The sequence below is a fragment of the Allobosea sp. LjRoot9 genome (assembly GCF_964252745.1).
In the GTDB taxonomy this organism is placed as follows: domain Bacteria; phylum Pseudomonadota; class Alphaproteobacteria; order Rhizobiales; family Beijerinckiaceae; genus Allobosea.
Genome location: NZ_CAXUPC020000004.1, coordinates 129179 through 146578, shown reverse-complemented (window position 1 = coordinate 146578; position 17400 = coordinate 129179). Strand labels below are relative to the sequence as shown.

Below are 17400 nucleotides of genomic sequence, written 5' to 3'. Positions count from 1 at the left end.
GCGCACGGGATGACAGCCCTCACCGCATCAGGATGTTCCGGAACTGCCAGGGATCGCTCTCGTCGATGTCCTCGGGGAAGAAGCCCGGGTGGCCTCAAGGCGACAAGCCCAGCCGCCTGAGCGCCTCGCGCGCCTCCTGGAGCTGCGAATCGAGCGAGAGCGCGCGCCGGTAATCGGCGATCGCCTCGTCGCGACGGCCGAGCGCCTCCCGGACATGGCCGCGCGTGTCATAGGCGTAGGCCGCGCTGGGCGCCTTCGCGATGGCGCTGTCGGCGGATGACAGGGCCTCGCTGGCGCGGCCGAGCTTGAACAATGACCAGGCCCGCAGATTATGCGCCGTCGCCTCGTCCACGCCGCGCGCAAGCGCCTTGTCGACATCGGCAAGCGCGGCTGCAAAATCGTCCTTGTCCGCCATCAATCGCCCGCGCTCGTAAAAGGCCGCGGCGAGCCTCGCCTGGCCGATATCGATCACGGCGTTGAAATCGGCGATCGCCGCTTCGGCATCGCCCTTACGGGCGCGCAATCTCGCCCGCTCGAACAGCACGGCGCCGGGGTTACCCGGATCCAGCTCCAGTACGCGGCCGAGATCGGCGATGGCGCGGTCGAAGTCATCGAGCCTGGCGCGCAGGAAGGCGCGCGACCAGTAGAGCCGCGAATTCGCCGGTTCGCGAGCGATCAGGTAGTCGTAATCGGCCAGCGCCTGATCGACTTTCTGCTGGCGGGTCAGGATCTCGGCGCGCAGGCGCAGCGCCTCCACCGTGTCGGGCGCGCGCAGCAGCGCCTTGTCGAGATCGACGAGTGCCTCCTCGGCGCGATCCCGCTGTGCCAGGACACTCGCGCGCACCGTGAGAGCGCCGGGCGATGCCGGATCGAGCGCCAGCGCCGCCTGCGCATCGGCGAGCGCGCCATCGAGATCGCCGCGCTGCGCCTTGGCCTGGGACCGGCCGAGAAGGCCTTGCAAGGCCTGCGGCGCCAGCCGCACCGCATCGTTGAAATCGAGGATGGCGCGGTCGAGATCGCCGCTCGCGCGATAGGCCTCGCCGCGCCCGGCGAGCACCGCAGCGTCATTGGGGCGCAAGCGCAGCAGATTGGTGTAGTCGGCCACAGCGCGTGCCGGCTCCTTCAGGCGCAGCGCCGCCTCGGCCCGCAATTGCAGGGCCTCGGTCGAGCCCGGCGCCAGGCGCAGGGTCTGCGAGAATTCGGCGACCGCGCGCTGGTCGTCGCCCTTCAGGGCCAGCACCTTGCCGCGTTTGACATGCACCGAAGCGTCCTGCGGCACGAGCCTGACCGCCTCGTCGAGATCCTTCAGGGCATCGTCGAGCCGGCCCTGCTCGAGGCGCAGCACGCCGCGATTATAGCGGGCATTGGCGAATTTCGGGTCCAGCGTCAGGGCCTTGTCGAAATCGGCCTCGGCAGCCGTGAAATCCTGCTTGAGGAAGAAGGCGGCGCCGCGATTGTCATAGGCCTCGTGGAAATCGGGCTTGAGCCGGATGGCTTCGCTGAAATCCGCGATGGCGAGATCGAACTCGCGGCCATCGGCATATTCGACGCCGCGGTTGAAGTAATGCAGCGAGTTCCGCGGATCGCGCGCGATGATCAGGCCGTAATCGGCGATCGCCCGGTCGCGCTCGCCCTTATAGGAATAGGCCACGGCCCGGTTGGAGACATAGCGCAGAGTGTCGGGGTCGAGCGCGATCGCCGCGTTCAGCTCCTGGATCGCCCGCTCCTGGTCGCCGCGCTGACGGAACAGATCGGCGAGGCGGCCATGCGCCCGCGCCCGGACCGCCGGCGCCTCCCGCGCGATGCCGACAGCGGCGCGGCAATGCTTCCACAGCCCGGCCTCGTCGCGCACCGAGAAACAGGCGCGCGCCTCGCGGCTGCTCTGGGCGGATGCGGTCTGCGCCGCGCCCAGCCCAAACAGCAAGGCGGCCGATGCGAGCAAGCTCGCCCGACCGATATGGAGAGCACGCTTCACTCGTTCTCGCATGCCCTCTCCTGGGTTGTGGCGCCGCTACCGGCAGCCGCCGGGCGCGGGCGCCAGCTGCGCGCCATCTCCTCGCCCCGCCGAATCTGCGCCGGGGTCAGCTTCGGCTTCAGCCCGTCGAGGGCGCTGCGCACATCCGCACCGTTCTGCGCGGCAGCCAGCGTCAGCCACATCAGCGCCTGCACCGGATCTGCCGGGACGCGGGTGCCGTCCCGGTAGAAGGCGCCGAGATTGGTCTGGCCGTCGACATTGCCGCGCTCGGCGGAGAGGCGGAACAATCGCAGCGCCTCGCCGAGATTCTGCGCCACCACGGTTCCGCGCATATGCATCACGCCGAGCGCATTGAGCGAATAGGCGAAATCCTGGTCAGCCGCCTTGCGGAACCAGCCGAGCGCGGCGGCATCGTCGCGGGCGACGCCCTCGCCACGGGCATAGCGCAGGCCGAGATTATGCTGCGCCGCCGGATCGCCGGCCTCGGCCGCCTCGCGATAGAGCGCGACCGCAACCGAAAGATCGGCGGGCAGGCCGAGCCCGCGCTGATAGGCGAGCGCCAGCGAGGTCTTGGCCGGGGCGCAGCCGGCAGCCGCCGCCTTGCGCAGCCAGTCGACGGCCTGAGCCGGATCGCGCGCCACGCCGCGGCCGTTCTGGAGCATTTCGGCGAGCCCACGCTCGGCGTTGACATGGCCCTGCTCGGCCGCCTGGCGCAGCAGCCCGGCGGCACGGCGATCGGTCTCGGCCTCAGTCGGCTTCGCCTTCAGCAGGGCTGCCGCCAGATTGTATTGCGCCACCGCATAGCCCGCCGCGGCAGCCCGCTCATACAGCGCCAAGGCACGCGCGGCGTCGGTGCGAACGCCGTCGCCGCGTTCATAGGCGGCGGCGAGATTATTGACCGAAGGCCAGTGATCGAGCGCCGCGGCCCGGCGGTAGAAGGCCAGCGCCTTCTGCTGGTCGTGCCGCACATCCAGGCCATGCTGATAGGCTTTTCCGAGCGCGAACAAGGCTGCCGCATCGCCGCCATCGGCGCGGCGTTGCAACTCTGCGAGATCAGGAGCGGCGCTCGCCGGCGCAGCGAGCGCGAGCGAAACCGCAAGGCATAGCAAGGCCAGGCGCAGCATGATTCCCAGGCAAGCGGCGAAAGACGGCGATTTTGGGGAAAGGACCGGCCGCGTCTCCAAGAGATGCGGCCGGCCCATGATAGCGCGTCTCACCGCACCAGAATGTTCCGGAACTGCCAGGGATCGCTCTCGTCGATATCCTCAGGGAAGAAGCCCGGGCGGTTGTCGAGCGGCGTCCAGTCGGTATAGGCGCCGGTGACCGGCCCGAGATAGGGCAATTGCACCTCGAGGCAGCGGCGGAAATCCATCTCGTCGGCCTCGACGATGCCGGCCTTCGGATTCTCCAGCGCCCAGACCATGCCGGCAAGCACGGCCGAGGTCACCTGCATGCCGGTGGCGTTCTGATAGGGCGCGATCCGGCGCGTCTCCTCGACGGAGAGCTGCGAGCCGTACCAATAGGCATTCTTGCCATGGCCGTAGAGCAGCACGCCGAGCTCATCGATGCCGTCGACGATCTCGTCCTCCTCGAGGATGTGCTGCTCCTCCTGCACCTGGCCGGCATTGCCGAACATCTCGTGCAGCGAGAGCACGGCGTCATTGGCGGGGTGATAGGCGTAATGGCAGGTCGGCCGGTAGACGGCTTGGCCCTTCTCGTCACGCACGGTGAAATAGTCCGCGATCGAGATCGACTCGTTATGGGTCACCAGGAAGCCGTATTGCGGCCCCGGCGTCGGGCACCAGCTCCGGACGCGGGTGTTGGCGCCGGGCTGGAGCAGGTAGATCGCGGCCTTGCAGCCGGCCTCATGCTCGCGGCCGTTCTCCGGCATCCAGGTCTCATGTGTGCCCCAGCCGAGCTCGGCCGGCTGCATGCCCTCGGAGACGAAGCCCTCGACCGACCAGGTGTTGACGAAGACGCCACGCGGCTTGGGGTGCTTGGCGCGCTGCGTGTCGCGCTCGGCGATATGGATGCCCTTGACGCCGACCTGCTGGGCGAGCTTGCCCCACTCCTCGCGCGTCTTCGGCTCTGCCACCTGCAGGCCGAGATCGGCGGCGATGTTGAGCAGGCCCTGCTTGACGAACCAGGAGACCATGCCGGGGTTCGCCCCGCAGCAGGAAACCGCCGTGGTCGTGCCGGCCGGGCGGGCATGCTTGGCCCCGATCGTGGCCTCGCGCAGCGCATAGTTGGAACGCTCGGCCGCGCCCTTGCTGTGGTCGAAATAGAAGCCGAGCCAGGGCTCGTTGACGGTGTCGATATAGAGGGCGCCGAGATCGGAGCAGAACTGCATGATGTCGAGCGAGCCGGTATCGACCGACAGGTTGACGCAGAAGCCCTGGCCGCCGCCGATCGTGAGCAGCGGCTCCAGCAGCGTCTTGTAGTTCTCCTGCGTCACCGCCTCCTGAATGAAGCGGATGCCCCGCTCGTCGAGCAGGTCACGATCGGCATCGTCGGGCGCGATCACCACGAAGCGCGACCGGTCGTACTCGAAATGCCGCTCGATCAGCGGCAGCGTGCCGCGGCCGATGGAGCCGAAGCCGATCATCACGATCGGGCCGGTGATCTTTCCGTGTACAGGCCAGTTGCTCATTCTCGGGTTGTCTCCTTCGCGATTGCGCGTCGTTGGTGGAAATGGCCTTGCATGGCCATCGCCGGCTCGTAGGGGGGAAGCGCTCCTTGAGTCAAATCCTGACCGGCCGGTTCTGCTAATGGGCCCCGGGATAATCGGCATCGAGCACGAAGGGATACGGCCCCGCGAAACGCTCGACATAGGCCGTGTGACTGACGAAGCCCGCGCCCTCGCGCCAGCGATGCAGCAGATAGGCCGCCGGCTCCATATGGAAGGTCGCGGCGCCGTCATCGCTCAGATCGAGCGTGACCTGATGCGTCACGCTGGGTGCGATCTGCGCGATGGTGCCGGCAAAGCGCGTCACGATCGGCCGGTGGTGATGGCCGCAGACGATGCGCTCGACATTGGGATGGCGCGCGACGATGGCGGCGAAATCCGCCGCGCCCTCGAGCAGGCGGATGGCATCCATATGCGCGATGCCGCAATCGAAGGGCGGGTGGTGCATGAAGATCGCCACCGGCTTGCCGTTCGCCTCGGCGAGCGCCCGTTCGAGCACGGCAAGCCGCGCCGAGCAGAGCTCGCCAAAGCTCTGCCCCGGCACCAGCGTGTCCAAGCCGATCAGGCGCATCGGCCCGAGATCGGCGACGAACTGGATGAAGCCGCCATCGCGTACGGTATGCGGATCGAGCTTCAGCCCGGCGAGCAGCGTCTCGCGGCGGTCGTGATTGCCCGGCAACAGCAGAACCGGCATGTCGAGCCGGCTCAGCAGGCTCTGCAGCAACTCATATTCCTCGGCCAGCCCGCAATCCGTCAGGTCCCCGGTGATGACGAGGACATCGGGACGCGGCCGCAGGGCGGCGACCGCGTCGAGCGCGCGCTCGGTCAACGTATTGGTCTCGGAGACGCGATAGGCCGGCTTGCCGCGCGGGCGGACATGCAGGTCGGTGATATGGGCAATGAGCATGGCTGGTCTCTGAGATGGCAGCTGCGCCGTCATGGCCGGGCTTGTCCCGACCATCCACGTCTTCATCTGCCGAGGCTGGTGTTCAAGACGTGGATGCTCGCCACAAGGGCGAGCATGACGGTTGTGCGCAGGCGGCCGGCCTCAATTCGTCGGCAGCTTCAGCGCGGTCTGCTCGACATAGGGGCGCATGACCTCGTCGGCGGTTTTCTGCGCCGCGACGAGCGCTTCCTTCGGCGACTTCTTGCCCGCGAGCACGGCCTGCAATTCGTCCTCGATCGCCTTGCGGACGGGGACGGTCTTGTAGGTCGCGAACCACGGCTTGGCGAAGGCGAGCTGCTTCACCGCGATTCCGGCATCCGGGTTCTTGGCCAGGAACTCCTTCATCTCGGGCAGGTCATAGGCGGCCATGTTCGGCGCGAAATAACCGGTAGCGCGGCTCCACCAGCCGGACTTTTCGGGTGCGGTCATCCATTTGATCAGCGTCCAGGCAGCCTCGCGGCGCGCGCCCTCGACACCCGTCGGGATGACGAGCGAGGCGCCGCCGATCGGCACCTCGTTCTTCACGTTCTTGGGCACGAAGGCGACCTTGTAGGGGAATTTCGCATTGCCGCGGATATGGGTCAGCGAACCGGTCGAGAGCAGCACCATCGAGGACTGGCCCGAGAGGAAGGCGCTGGAGACCGCGCCGCCCGCCTGCACACCGGCGGGATGAACCTTGGCCTTGGCGACGAGGTCGGACCAGAAGGTCAGAGCGCCGAGCATGGACGGGGTGTCGTAATAGACCTCGCCGCCGTAATCGACATTGAACCACTGCCCGCCATTGGACTGGGTCAGCGCCTGCAGGATCCAGCCGCCGTAGTCGTAATTGGAGGGCATCGTGATGCCCCAGCGGGTGACGCGGTCGCCTTCACGCTTGGTCAGCTTCTTGGCGGCGGCAGCGAGCTCTTCCCAGTTGGTCGGCAGCTTGTCGGGGTCGAGGCCGGCTTCCTTGAAGTGGTCGGCATTGATGTAGAGCAGCGGCGTCGAATTGTGGAAGGGCACGCCATAGACCGAGCGGTCGAGCACGGCGTTGCCGTAGAGCGCCGGGAAGAACTGGCCCATGAACTGGTCGTTGCTCTTGCTGTCGGCCTTGATCAACCCGTCGAGCGGCTGGATCTCGCCCTCGATCTTGAGGTCGAGCAGGAAGTTCGCCGACATGATCGCCGCCGCCGGCGGCTTGCCGGCCTTCATCGCGGCGCGGGTCTTGATCAGCGTCTCGTCATAGCTGCCAGTGTAGACCGGCGTCGCCTTGATCGCGGGATGCTTCTCGTTGAACTCCTTGATCATGGTGGCCATGTCGCGGGCGAGCTGCCCGTCGACCGGAACCGGGAAGAACAGTTCGATCTCGGTGGGGGCCTGCGCGAAGGCAGGCTGGAGCGCAAAGCTCGCGGCGAGAGCCGCGCCTGCGAGGACGGAGCGACGCGTGGTCGTCATGTTGGCTACCTCTTACTTGATGCCGGATGAGACGAAGGAATTGACGAAGGCGCGCTGGAACAGCGCAAAGGCGATCAGCAGCGGTGCGCTGACCAGAAGCGTGCCGGCCGCGATGACGCCCCAGGCCTGCGCGCCCTCGGCGCCGCGCGTGAAGCTCGCGAGCCCGACGGTGAGCGGGCGAAGATCGGGCGAATTGATCACCATCAACGGCCAGAGGAACTCGTTCCAATGCGCGGTGACGGAGACGATCGAGAAGGCGATCAATGAGGGCTTCGCCAGGGGCAGATAGATGAAGCCGATGCGCTGCCAGACATTGGCGCCGTCGATCAGCGCCGCATCCTCGAGCTCGCGCGGGATCACCTTGAAGGCCTGGCGCATCAGGAAGGTGCCGAAGGCCGAGGCGAAATAGGGCGCCATCACGCCAAGCAGCGTGTCGTAGAGCCCGAGCTTGGCGACCATCACCAGATTGGGCACCATCAGCACGACCGGCGCGAGCATGAGCTGGAGCAGGAAGAGATAGAAGCAGAGCGTGCGGCCGGGAAACTCGACCCGTGCGAAGACATAGCCGGCTAACGTTACCGTGACGAGCTGGACGGCGAGGATGCCGAAGCTGATGATCATGGTGTTCAGCGTGTAGCGCGGGAAATCGGCCGAGCCCCAGGCCTCGGCGAAATTGGCCAGCGTCGGGATATAGCGCGGCACCAGCGAGGCCATGCCGGCGCCGATGCTCTCGGGGTTGAAGGCCGCGACCAGCATCCAGATGAAGGGCACCATCCAGAGCGCCGCGATAGCAAGCGTGGCGCCATAACCGAGCCTGGGCGAGATCTCGCGATTGGCGACGCTCATGCCTCGCGCTCCCCGAAGGAGCGTTCGAGCGTGCGCAGCGAGGATGCGGTGATGGCGAGCAGCAGCGCCAGCATCACCAGCGTGCCCGCCGCGGCGCGGCCCGCATCATAGCTCTCGACCGCCTGCTGATAGACATAGAACAGCAGGAGATTGGTCGAATCCGATGGCCCGCCCTTGGTCAGCACGAAGACGTGGTCGACCTGCGTCACCACATTGAGCAGGCCGATCACCAGCACGAAGCCGATCGTCGGCTTGAGATAGGGCAGCGTGATGTAGCGCAGGCGCTGCCAGGGGCCGGCGCCATCGAGGATCGCCGCCTCATAGGCGTCCGCCGGCACGGCCTGGAGGCCCGCCAGGAAGAACAGCATGTAGTAGCCGGCATTCTTCCAGATCGTCAGACCCATGATCGAGTAGAGCGCGACATCGGGATCGCCGAGCCAGTTCGGCCCGCTCAAAGCGAGCTTGGCGAGATGGTAGTCGAGCAGGCCGACATTGGGCAGGAACAGGAACAGGAAGATCGAGGCCGCGGCGACCAGCGGGATCAGGACCGGCAGGAAGAACAGCGCTCGGACAAGCGTATTGACCCGGTTCGACCTAGCCAGCGCCATGGCGAAGCCGAGCGCCAGGACGAGGCTCGGAACCACCGTGCCGAAGGCATAGACCAGGTTGTTGGCCAGCGCCTTGCGGAAGGCTGCGTCAGCGAAGAGCTTGAGGAAGTTGTCGAGGCCGACATAGACCTGCGGCCCGCCGACTTTTCGCTGGTTGTGCAGCGCCTGCCAGGCGACCTCGACGACCGGCCAATAGGTGAACAGCGCCAGGAACAGGAGCGAGGGCGCCAGCATCGCGAAGGCAAGCATGGTCGTGCGCCGCGGCCGCCATTTCGCGACCCGCCACTGCGTTGCCATTCCCGTCACAAGTACCGCGTCCGCCATCATCCCACCTTTGGCGGGGGTCATGGCGGCGATGGGCGACGGACAGGTGACGACGCCATGACAGTAGCGTGACATATCCTCTTGGTCCCGAAGACGCCTCTCTCAGCGCGTCGAGCGGGTTAGTCTCTGGGCTTTTTAGTAGCGATATGCGATACTCATGGAATGCGATCCATCGCGTATAGCAAAGACGCCTTGAGAACATTGGCCCGCATCCCGGCCAATACGGCGATGCAGATCCGCAGGAAGATCGAGAGCTACGCGGCCGACCCGGCCTCTCAGGCCAACAATATTCGCGCCCTGACGGGAAGGCCGGGTTTTCTGCGCCTGCGGGTCGGCGATTGGCGGGTGATATGGGATGACGGACGCGTCGTCGCCGTCATCAAGGTCGGCCCGCGAGGCGACGTCTATGATTGACGGAAACTGATGATGGGAAGAACCGAGACATGACCGTCCAGACGCTCAAGACACCCACTGGCGACACGCTCGTGGTCTTGCCGGAAGCCGACTATCTGGCACTGATCAGCGCCGCCGAAGACGCCAGGGACATGGCCGCAGTCGATGCGTTCGAGCGGCGGCTCGCCCTGGGCGAGGAAGAACTGATCCCCTCCGAAATCGCCAACCGTATCCTCGACGGTGAAAACCGCATCCGCGTCTGGCGTGATCATCGCGGCTTGAGCGCGGCTGCACTGGCGGAGAAAGCCGGGCTTGCTCAGTCCTATCTCTCGCAGATCGAGACCGGCAAGCGCAGCGGCACGATCGAGACGATGAAGAAGCTCGCAGACGCGCTTGGCATCGGCCTGGACGACCTTGTCTGAAGCGAGCCCGACCACGCCCAGGCCCGTCGCCACTCGGGGCCTCCGGGTGGCGACGGCAAGACCTAGAACCTGATCAGGCGGCGCGCCGGATCGGCTCCGCCAAGACCGGCACGGCCAAGGCCGGCGCGGCGTCCAGACGCCCCGTCGCGGTCAGCATGCCCCTGGCGCCGGCGAGCGCGCCGTCGCGCAGCTCGAGTGCGAGGAAGCGCTCGCGCTCCACCGGGCCCGGCATGGCGAGATCGCGCGTCAACGCGTCCGAGAAGCCGAAGCGCTCGTAATAGGGCGCATCGCCGACGAGCAGGATCGCGCCATGGCCACGGCAGGCCGCGCGCCAGATCACCTCCCGCATCATCGCCTTGCCGACGCCCTCGCCCTGCAGCTCAGGCGCGACGGCCAGCGGGCCGAGCAGCAGCGCCGGGACGCCGCCGGCCTCGACATGCCAGAGCCGCACGGTCGCGACGACGACGCCATCTCGCTCGGCGGTCAGGGCGAGACCCTGCGCCGGCAGCCGGCCCTCGCGCAGGCGCTCGCTCGACTTCGCCGCCCGGCGCTCGCCGAGGCACAGATCGAGCAGGGCCTCGCGGGCCGCGACATCGGAGGGGATTTCCTCGCGGATCGTGATCATGACGCACCTCCGGCCGGAGCGCCTGCAAGACAACCAAGGTTGCGCAGACCTTCCCGGCGCCGCGCGAACGCGGCCACAAATGACAAACGATGTGGGATAGAGGGTCCGGCGGGAGCCACAATCGAGCACTCCATTCTTGGAGGCATGATTGCTCCGCCCGAATTGCGGGCGGCCTGCCGCTCATGGCAGGGCGCTTCGCCGGACCCGATTGGTGAGGAGCGCTAGTCTAAGTCGCGCCCCGTTTCGTCAGATGACGTATTGCCTCAGCGGCGGGAAGCCGTTGAAGGCGACGGCCGAATAGGTCGTCGTATAGGCGCCCGTGCCCTCGATCAGCACGCGATCGCCGATCTCCAGGCTGAACGGCAGCATGTACGGGGTCTTCTCGTACATGACGTCGACCGAATCGCAGGTCGGGCCGGCGAGCACGCAAGGCACCGTCGCATCGCCGTCGCGGGTGGTGCGGATCGGATAGCGGATCGCCTCGTCCATGGTCTCGGCGAGACCGTTGAACTTGCCGATATCGAGATAGACCCAGCGCACATCATCGCTCTCGGCCTTCTTCGAGATCAGCACGACCTCCGCCTCGATCAGCCCGGCCTCGCCGACCATGCCGCGGCCCGGCTCGATGATCGTCTCGGGCAGCTGGTTGCCGAAATGCTTCGACAGAGCCCGGAAGATCGCATCGCCATAGGACGGCACGCCCGGAATCGGCTTCAGGTAGCGCGCCGGGAAGCCGCCGCCGAGATTGACCATCGACAGCGAGATACCGCGGGTGGCGCATTCCTTGAAGACCGCCGAGGCCGAAGCCAGGGCGGAATCCCAGGCGTTCACATTCGCCTGCTGCGAGCCGACATGGAACGAGATGCCATGGGCGGTCAGGCCCAGACGATGGCCGTGCTCAAGCACGTCCGCGGCCATTTCGGGCACGCAGCCGAACTTGCGCGAGAGCGGCCAGTCGGCACCGGCGCCGTCGCAGAGGATGCGGCAGAAGATGCGCGCATCCGCCACGCCGACCTTCTCGGCCGAACGGGAGACCTTCTCGACCTCGGCCGTGCAGTCGACGGCGAAGAGGCGCACGCCGAGCTCCATGGCACGCACGACGTCGCGCTCCTTCTTGATCGTGTTGCCGAAGGAGATGCGGTCGGCGGTCGCGCCGGCCGCGAGCGCGAGCTCGATCTCGACGACCGAAGCGCAATCGAAGCAGGAGCCGAGCTTGGCCAGCAGCCCAAGCACTTCCGGCGCGGGATTCGCCTTCACGGCGTAGAACACGCGCGTGTCGGGGAGAGCCCGCGAGAAGGCATGATAGTTCTCGCGCACGACATCGAGGTCGATGACGACGCAGGGCCCATCCTCACGGCGGGTGCGAAGGAATTCACGGATGCGCTCGGTCATGAGACGCTACTCCTCCGGCGCAAGCGGCGCCGATGCGACGTGAAGCCGGCTGAGCCGTCAGCGATTCAAGGCGCGATGGAGACGCCGAGAACAGCCGAACAACTAAGTCCGGACTCTGATAACCGTCGCTTGGGGAGACCCCGCACGCCCGGCAATGAAGGACAAGCCTCTTCGGTGCTGGTCTTTGGAGGACCAGCGAGACCAAAAAAAGCCCGTTCCGTCGTTGCTTTAAGCTGCGTCCCCCGTGGAGATTCGGGGTTCGCCGGTTTCGCCTCCGGCTGCCAGTCGCTGTTCGGTGACAGTTCCCTTGGGAGGAACCGGGAGCGTGATTTGAGGGGATATCCATCCCCCTCCATCCGTCTCCAACACCTGGCGGCTGTCCGGCCTCTTGTCCGGATGCCCACCGACTGACACGCGGCCACAGGCACGTGCGAATTGGGTGAACGCGATATACGGATTGCGGACCCCGACTACAAGTTTTTTTTGACCCTCGCCGCGGATTTTTTGACGAACGCGGTCCGCGGGCCGCGTTCGTCTTTCCCGCGAAGAACTCAGGCCCGCTTCTCGCAGAAACGGATGCGGTTTCCGAACGGGTCCGGCACTTCGAGCATGCGCCCGCCCGGCCCCTCCTCCTGGATTCCGGGCTTGGAGTAGGCGTAGTCCCTGCCGATCAGCTCGGCGCGATAAGCATCGACGCCCTGCATCCAGACGAACACGGTCGAGCCCGGGCTGGCATCGCCGTGATGTTCGGAGAGGTGCAGCTTCAGACCGGAGCGCGAGAGCTGCATGTAGATCGGGAAATTCTCGCCATAGCGATGGTCCCAATCCAGGCTGAAGCCGAGAAAATCCAGATAGAACTCCCTGGCCTTCCCAACATCGAAGATCCGCAGGATCGGAATGCCCATCTGCAGGCTGACGCCGTCAGCAGCGGCGCCCTCGCCAGCCGGCGCCGCACCGGCATCGCCGATCTTGTCGCCGATCTTGGCGGCGAGCACGTTCCAGTCGTCATAGCCGAACTGGCGGGCGACGATCTCGAGCGACTCGGAATGGGAAAGCGGGACGTGTCGTGCGGCCCGGGTCTCACGCAGAGATAAGGTCTCGCGCAGAGTCCTGGCCATCAGCTTCGCATCGCGAAAGCTACGCATCCTAGTGATCCTTCTCGTCGGCGGACGCAGCGATCAGGGCTCGCCTTGCTGATGACGTCCACCGGATCGAGCGGGATCAGGAACGGGATCTGGATGCATTCACCATACCCTTGCGGGCGCGAGCGGCTGGCTGCATCCGGCCAGGACGAAAGAGTAGAAATCCGCTTGCGAGATTGTCAACGGCGCGGGGGCGCCGCAGGCTGCCGCGCCTGTGCCCTAGACCGGCCCCAATTCATCGCCTAAGTCACTGTCTCGACACGCCTTCACGGGCAATCGCGATAGGGTTTCCGCGTCACATGATCCAGACCGACCGCCGCCAGATCCTGGCAGGCCTCGCCGCCGTTTTGAGCCTCTCAGCGGCGCCTTCCGCCTTGCTGGCCCAGCAGCCCGAGCCGCAGCAGCCGGCGCCTGCGCCGCCGCAGCCGCGCTTCGGCTTCGATGAGGTGGTGCGCCGCGCCCGCGAGATCTCCGGCGTGCCCTATGAACCCGGCCCGACGCTGCCGGAGCCGCTCTCGAGGCTCGACTTCGATTCATGGCGCGACATCCGCTTCCGGCCCGACCGGGCACTGCTGGCGCAGAACGGCTCGCCGTTCCGGATGCAGATGTTCCATCCCGGTTTCCTGTTCACCCGGCCGGTCGTGGTCAATGTGGTGCGCGACGGCGTGCCGACGCCGGTGCCCTACTCCGCCAGCCTGTTCGACTACGGCAAGGTCAAATTCGAGAAGCCGCTGCCGGTCAATCTCGGCTTCGCCGGCTTCCGGCTGCACTACCCGCTCAACGACCCGCGCGTGCTGGACGAATTGATCTCCTTCATCGGCGCGAGCTATTTCCGTGTGCTGGGCCGCGAGCAGCGCTATGGCCTCTCCGCGCGCGGACTGACCATCGGCGCGGGCGTGCCCGGCGGCGAGGAGTTCCCGATGTTCCGGGAGTTCTGGGTCGAGGCGCCCGCCGCCAATGCCGACCGCGTCACGGTCTACGCCCTGCTCGATTCGGCCTCCGTCACCGGCGCCTATCGCTTCCATATCTACCCCGACGTCGACAGCGTGGTCGACATCGCCGTCACCCTGTTCCCGCGCAAGCCCATCGAGAAGCTCGGCCTCGCACCGCTGACCTCGATGTTCTTCACCGGCGAGAACGATCGCCGCTTCCATGACGATTTCCGCACCGAGCTGCATGATTCCGACGGGCTGATGATCCATTCCGGCACCGGCGAATGGATCTGGCGCCCGCTGCGCAACCCGCGCCAGCAGGCGGTCTCCTCCTTCGTCGAGCGCAATGTGCGCGGCTTCGGCCTGATGCAGCGCGACCGCGTCTTCGAGCACTATCAGGATCTCGACCTGAGCTATGAGTTGCGGCCGTCCTACTGGATCGAGCCGCTGGGTGATTGGGGCGAGGGCGTCGTCGAACTGGTCGAACTGCCGACGACCGACGAGACCAACGACAATGTCGTCGCGCTCTGGGCTCCGAAGGCGCCGCTCGAACCCGGCCGCGAATTCTCCTTCGGCTACAAGCTCACCGCGATGCTCGACTCGGCCGATCTGCATCCCGGTGGGCGCATCATCAACACCTATCAGGCCAAGCCCAAGGCGCTCGGCTCTGGCGAGCCGGTCACGGAAGGCGCCCGCCGCTTCATCGTTGATTTCGCCGGCGGCGACCTCGAATACCATCTGCGCCAGCCCGACAAGGTCGAGATCGTGCCATCGATCGCCTATGGCCGCATCGACCGCGCCTTCATCGTACCCAATCCCAAGACGCAAGGCTTCCGCGCCTTCATCGACATCGTCGTCGAACCCGGCCAGATCGCGGAGATGCGCGCCTTCCTGAAGAGCGGCGAGAAGACCCTGACGGAGACCTGGAGCTATCCCTGGCGGGCGGAAAGCTGAGCAAAAAACGTCATGCTCGGGCGTGACCCGAGCATCTCGGAATCGGGAGCGCGGTCTTCTCGATATGGTCGGGTCAAGCCCGACCCTGACGCGCATCGACTTGAAACCACTCGGCTCCAATCCGCGCGGCCGCTCTCACCCGTCCGAAGCCGCTGCCACGACCTCGATCTCGACCTTGAACGCCGGCAGCGTGAAACCCGAGACGATCATCAGCGTCGAGGCCGGCGGCGGCGAACCGACATGGGCGTCGCGGGCTTCCATATAGCCCTTCATATGGGCGCGGTCGGTGACATAGGCGTTGATGCGGACGATATCGGCCAGCGTCATGCCGGCCTCACCGAGGATTGCCGCGATATTGGAAAAGCAGAGATCGGCCTGGGCGCGGACATCCTCCGGAACCGTCCCGTCCGGGGCGACGCCGAGCTGACCCGAGCAGAAGACGAGCCGCTGGCCGGCCGGCACTTCGACGCCATGGCTGTAGCGGGCGAAGGGTTTGGCGATCGTGGACGGCGCGAGCGGCTTCATGGCAAAGGTCTCCGGGCAGGCGGCAAGACTATGCCTCGCGAATACGCTTGGAACCAGAGCGCGCGACGCGGGTTCGCAAGCAGCCGGGCCTGCTCTGGATCATCGGCCCGAAAAGTCAAACCGGTTTTCGGGGCAAGCCGATGCATGATCAAAAATTTACAGCAAGAGACCGAATACGATATTCGCTCAGTTGCTGTAGAAGGGCCCTAACGATGTCCTGCTCATGCCATGTTCAGCCGGCGTGGCCATGATCGGAGACAAGACGTGCAGAATGATGATCGGACGGAACGCCGCATGACGACCAAGACCGCAGGCAGGCCTCGCACCGCAGGCGCGGCCATGCTCCTCAGGGCCGCCGGCCTCGTGCCTCTGCTCGCCTTGACCGCCTGCGCGGGCTCGCAGCGTTTCAGCTTCGACGGGCCTGGCCGATCAGGCATGCCGACCTATGACCCGCCGCCGCTGCAATCGGCGCCGCCGATCAGCTCCGCGCCCGTGACCTCGGAGCCGTTGCCCCCGCCGGGCGGTTATCCGACCGCCTCCGCGCCGGCCTCGCCCGGCGCCTTGCCGCCGCCGCAGGACCCCTACTACAACCCCAATGCCGGCGCCCCTGTAAACGCGGCCCCGCCCTCGGCCCAGCCCGGCGAAGTGCCGACCTTGCGCGGTGGTGGCGGCCAGGTCGCCACCCTGGGCGGCGGAGCCGGCCCGGCGCGCGGCGCAGTGTCGTCACGCGATGGCGTGGTCGGCAACTGGACAGCGCGCGAAGCCACCGGCGGCTCCTGCAAGGTCCAGCTCTCGAGCGCGCCCGCGCTCGACCTCTACCGCGCCAACGCAGCCGGCTGCGCCAATCGCGACCTGCAGAAAGTCACCGCCTGGGACTATCGCGACGGCGAGGTCTATCTCTATCAGCAGGGCGGCTCGGTGGTTGCGCGCCTGCGCGCCAGCGATGGCGGCGCGATGAACGGCGCGGTGACGAAATCGGGCGCCGCGCTCTCGCTCAACCGCTGAGACGGATGCCCGCCCACCATTCTCAACCCAATCCAACAGCGAGGACGCTGCTCGATCGGATCGCCAGGCTTTTCCGAATGACCGACGAAGCCTGGCGTCGGCACGCTAATCCCTGGAGCGTCTATACGCGCTTTGCCGCCATTCCCGCGCTGGTCCTGGCGATCTGGAGCCGCGTCTGGATCGGCTGGTGGGCATTTGGTGCTTTGGCGGTGGTGATCGTCTGGTTGCTGCTGAACCCACATGTCTTCCGACCGGTCAATGTTCCACAAAGCTGGGCGGCAAAAGGCATCTATGGCGAGAAGCTGTGGCTGGAGAGCAAGGGAAACCTGCCACCCGGCTATCGCACGGCTTTCCGCTGGTTGATGATTCCGGGTCTGGCGGGCATCGCCCTGCTCGTTTGGGGGCTGGTCGCGCTTCTGATCTGGCCGACCGTATTCGGAGCGACGCTGATCGCGCTTGCTCAGCTTTGGCGCATCGACCGGCTTGGCTATCTCTATGACGAGGTCATGCGCCGCAGATTGAACGGGAATTAGCGGCGGCCCAAGCCGGGTCTAGCTCTCATGGATGCGAGGAGACCCGCCCGAAAAACGCCGGCCGCCAGAATTTGCGCTGCAGCGACAGCGCCAGCGTGGCAAAGCCCTTGGCGTTGTCGAAGGCCTCGTCGAGGATGGTGAAGGGCGTCGGTCCGCCGGTCGCGATCGAGCCCTCGACATCGTTGTAGCCGCCGACGAGATCGGCCTCGAACTTGCGTGCGAGGCGGCGCATCGCCGCATTCTCCGGGAGGCAGGTCATATAGAGCGTGCGGATGCCGCGATTGCGCCCGGCCGTGATCAGGCGGCTGAACAATTGCTCGCCGAGCCCGCGCCGGCGCCAGGCCTTCTCGACGCTGAAGGCGGCCTCGCCGGTCTGGGTGACGATGTCCTCCAGCCCGCGCAATTCGGCCGCACCGCGAACCTCGCCCTGTTCGATATAGGCATAGACCAGCCCGCCGACGCCGAAGGTCGTCGCGGCGTAGTTGACGAGGAAATCGTCGTTCACGGCCGTGCCGAAGCGCTCGCGCCGCGTCACCGCGTCGAGCCGGAGCAGATGGGCGGTGAAGAGGTCGCGTTCCGTGGGCCAAAGCCGACGGATTTCACCATGGCCGGTCACAGCGCCGGCTTGTTTGGAACTTGCCAATGTCATCTCCTGTAA

General features: G+C 66.4%; 17 protein-coding genes. 5 read left to right on the top strand and 12 right to left on the bottom strand.

Going from position 1 to position 17400, the window contains the following annotated elements; translation table 11 throughout:
- Positions 1–94 precede the first annotated feature (94 nt).
- The 7 genes from ACSQ3P_RS17985 to ACSQ3P_RS17955 all read right to left on the bottom strand — a co-directional run bounded on the left by ACSQ3P_RS17985 (position 95) and on the right by ACSQ3P_RS17955 (position 8744).
- On the bottom strand, positions 95–1987 hold the full coding sequence (locus ACSQ3P_RS17985; RefSeq protein ID WP_436166883.1) for a tetratricopeptide repeat protein: 1893 nt from the start codon (positions 1985–1987) through the stop codon (positions 95–97).
- Positions 1972–3099 carry an SEL1-like repeat protein gene (locus ACSQ3P_RS17980; protein WP_436166882.1) on the bottom strand — a complete coding sequence of 376 codons (1128 nt, stop codon included), beginning with the start codon at positions 3097–3099 and terminating at the stop codon, positions 1972–1974. The genes ACSQ3P_RS17985 and ACSQ3P_RS17980 overlap by 16 nt, the downstream gene beginning before the upstream one ends.
- A gap of 89 nt (positions 3100–3188) precedes the next feature.
- Positions 3189–4625 carry a homospermidine synthase gene (locus ACSQ3P_RS17975; protein WP_436166881.1) on the bottom strand — a complete coding sequence of 479 codons (1437 nt, stop codon included), beginning with the start codon at positions 4623–4625 and terminating at the stop codon, positions 3189–3191.
- Positions 4626–4740: 115 nt separating this feature from the next.
- Positions 4741–5568, bottom strand: a complete 828-nt coding sequence (locus ACSQ3P_RS17970) for a phosphodiesterase (RefSeq protein WP_436166880.1) — start codon at positions 5566–5568, stop codon at positions 4741–4743.
- Between the two features lie 141 nt (positions 5569–5709).
- Positions 5710–7041, bottom strand: coding sequence for an ABC transporter substrate-binding protein (locus tag ACSQ3P_RS17965; protein WP_436166879.1), 1332 nt, complete (start codon positions 7039–7041; stop codon positions 5710–5712).
- Between the two features lie 12 nt (positions 7042–7053).
- Positions 7054–7887 (bottom strand): carbohydrate ABC transporter permease, encoded by an 834-nt coding sequence (locus tag ACSQ3P_RS17960; RefSeq protein ID WP_436166878.1) that lies wholly within the window; start codon positions 7885–7887, stop codon positions 7054–7056.
- Complete coding sequence (locus tag ACSQ3P_RS17955; RefSeq protein WP_436166877.1) at positions 7884–8744, bottom strand: carbohydrate ABC transporter permease; 861 nt, start codon at positions 8742–8744, stop codon at positions 7884–7886. The genes ACSQ3P_RS17960 and ACSQ3P_RS17955 overlap by 4 nt, the downstream gene beginning before the upstream one ends.
- Positions 8745–8981: 237 nt before the next feature.
- Between ACSQ3P_RS17955 and ACSQ3P_RS17950 the strand changes: the two genes are divergently transcribed.
- On the top strand, positions 8982–9233 hold the full coding sequence (locus tag ACSQ3P_RS17950) for a type II toxin-antitoxin system RelE family toxin (protein WP_436166876.1): 252 nt from the start codon (positions 8982–8984) through the stop codon (positions 9231–9233).
- Positions 9234–9262: 29 nt separating this feature from the next.
- A complete protein-coding gene (locus ACSQ3P_RS17945; RefSeq protein WP_436166875.1) occupies positions 9263–9634 on the top strand; it encodes a helix-turn-helix domain-containing protein in 372 nt (123 codons plus the stop codon).
- Between the two features lie 73 nt (positions 9635–9707).
- On the opposite strand, the gene ACSQ3P_RS17940 is transcribed toward ACSQ3P_RS17945, so the two are convergent.
- From ACSQ3P_RS17940 to ACSQ3P_RS17930, 3 genes are all read right to left on the bottom strand, one after another.
- On the bottom strand, positions 9708–10259 hold the full coding sequence (locus ACSQ3P_RS17940) for a GNAT family N-acetyltransferase (protein WP_436166874.1): 552 nt from the start codon (positions 10257–10259) through the stop codon (positions 9708–9710).
- Between the two features lie 246 nt (positions 10260–10505).
- On the bottom strand, positions 10506–11651 hold the full coding sequence (locus tag ACSQ3P_RS17935) for a type III PLP-dependent enzyme (RefSeq protein WP_436166873.1): 1146 nt from the start codon (positions 11649–11651) through the stop codon (positions 10506–10508).
- A 551-nt stretch (positions 11652–12202) separates the two neighbouring features.
- Positions 12203–12796: a glyoxalase superfamily protein gene (locus ACSQ3P_RS17930; protein ID WP_436166872.1), complete on the bottom strand. Its 594-nt coding sequence runs from the start codon at positions 12794–12796 to the stop codon at positions 12203–12205.
- 296 nt (positions 12797–13092) lie between these two features.
- Between ACSQ3P_RS17930 and ACSQ3P_RS17925 the strand changes: the two genes are divergently transcribed.
- A complete protein-coding gene (locus ACSQ3P_RS17925) occupies positions 13093–14679 on the top strand; it encodes a glucan biosynthesis protein (protein ID WP_436166871.1) in 1587 nt (528 codons plus the stop codon).
- 135 nt (positions 14680–14814) lie between these two features.
- Here the strand turns inward: ACSQ3P_RS17925 and ACSQ3P_RS17920 are convergent, their stop codons facing one another.
- Positions 14815–15204 (bottom strand): RidA family protein, encoded by a 390-nt coding sequence (locus tag ACSQ3P_RS17920; protein ID WP_310158266.1) that lies wholly within the window; start codon positions 15202–15204, stop codon positions 14815–14817.
- Between the two features lie 294 nt (positions 15205–15498).
- Between ACSQ3P_RS17920 and ACSQ3P_RS17915 the strand changes: the two genes are divergently transcribed.
- Together ACSQ3P_RS17915 and ACSQ3P_RS17910 are read left to right on the top strand one after the other, a co-directional pair.
- Positions 15499–16209, top strand: a complete 711-nt coding sequence (locus ACSQ3P_RS17915; RefSeq protein ID WP_436166870.1) for an AprI/Inh family metalloprotease inhibitor — start codon at positions 15499–15501, stop codon at positions 16207–16209.
- A gap of 5 nt (positions 16210–16214) precedes the next feature.
- Positions 16215–16742: a DUF6653 family protein gene (locus tag ACSQ3P_RS17910; RefSeq protein WP_436166869.1), complete on the top strand. Its 528-nt coding sequence runs from the start codon at positions 16215–16217 to the stop codon at positions 16740–16742.
- 25 nt (positions 16743–16767) lie between these two features.
- Here the strand turns inward: ACSQ3P_RS17910 and ACSQ3P_RS17905 are convergent, their stop codons facing one another.
- On the bottom strand, positions 16768–17385 hold the full coding sequence (locus ACSQ3P_RS17905) for an N-acetyltransferase family protein (protein ID WP_436166868.1): 618 nt from the start codon (positions 17383–17385) through the stop codon (positions 16768–16770).
- Positions 17386–17400 lie beyond the last annotated feature (15 nt).

Bases quoted from the DNA above. Each gene is read 5' to 3' on its own strand.
- ACSQ3P_RS17940 (WP_436166874.1), bottom strand. From the start codon at position 10,259: ATGATCACGATCCGCGAGGAAATCCCCTCCGATGTCGCGGCCCGCGAG.
- ACSQ3P_RS17970 (WP_436166880.1), bottom strand. From the start codon at position 5,568: ATGCTCATTGCCCATATCACCGACCTGCATGTCCGCCCGCGCGGCAAG.
- ACSQ3P_RS17910 (WP_436166869.1), top strand. From the start codon at position 16,215: ATGCCCGCCCACCATTCTCAACCCAATCCAACAGCGAGGACGCTGCTC.
- ACSQ3P_RS17975 (WP_436166881.1), bottom strand. From the start codon at position 4,625: ATGAGCAACTGGCCTGTACACGGAAAGATCACCGGCCCGATCGTGATG.
- ACSQ3P_RS17985 (WP_436166883.1), bottom strand. From the start codon at position 1,987: ATGCGAGAACGAGTGAAGCGTGCTCTCCATATCGGTCGGGCGAGCTTG.
- ACSQ3P_RS17915 (WP_436166870.1), top strand. From the start codon at position 15,499: ATGACGACCAAGACCGCAGGCAGGCCTCGCACCGCAGGCGCGGCCATG.
- ACSQ3P_RS17955 (WP_436166877.1), bottom strand. From the start codon at position 8,744: ATGCTTGCCTTCGCGATGCTGGCGCCCTCGCTCCTGTTCCTGGCGCTG.
- ACSQ3P_RS17960 (WP_436166878.1), bottom strand. From the start codon at position 7,887: ATGAGCGTCGCCAATCGCGAGATCTCGCCCAGGCTCGGTTATGGCGCC.
- ACSQ3P_RS17945 (WP_436166875.1), top strand. From the start codon at position 9,263: ATGACCGTCCAGACGCTCAAGACACCCACTGGCGACACGCTCGTGGTC.
- ACSQ3P_RS17950 (WP_436166876.1), top strand. From the start codon at position 8,982: ATGCGATCCATCGCGTATAGCAAAGACGCCTTGAGAACATTGGCCCGC.
- ACSQ3P_RS17935 (WP_436166873.1), bottom strand. From the start codon at position 11,651: ATGACCGAGCGCATCCGTGAATTCCTTCGCACCCGCCGTGAGGATGGG.
- ACSQ3P_RS17965 (WP_436166879.1), bottom strand. From the start codon at position 7,041: ATGACGACCACGCGTCGCTCCGTCCTCGCAGGCGCGGCTCTCGCCGCG.
- ACSQ3P_RS17925 (WP_436166871.1), top strand. From the start codon at position 13,093: ATGATCCAGACCGACCGCCGCCAGATCCTGGCAGGCCTCGCCGCCGTT.
- ACSQ3P_RS17980 (WP_436166882.1), bottom strand. From the start codon at position 3,099: ATGCTGCGCCTGGCCTTGCTATGCCTTGCGGTTTCGCTCGCGCTCGCT.
- ACSQ3P_RS17920 (WP_310158266.1), bottom strand. From the start codon at position 15,204: ATGAAGCCGCTCGCGCCGTCCACGATCGCCAAACCCTTCGCCCGCTAC.
- ACSQ3P_RS17930 (WP_436166872.1), bottom strand. From the start codon at position 12,796: ATGCGTAGCTTTCGCGATGCGAAGCTGATGGCCAGGACTCTGCGCGAG.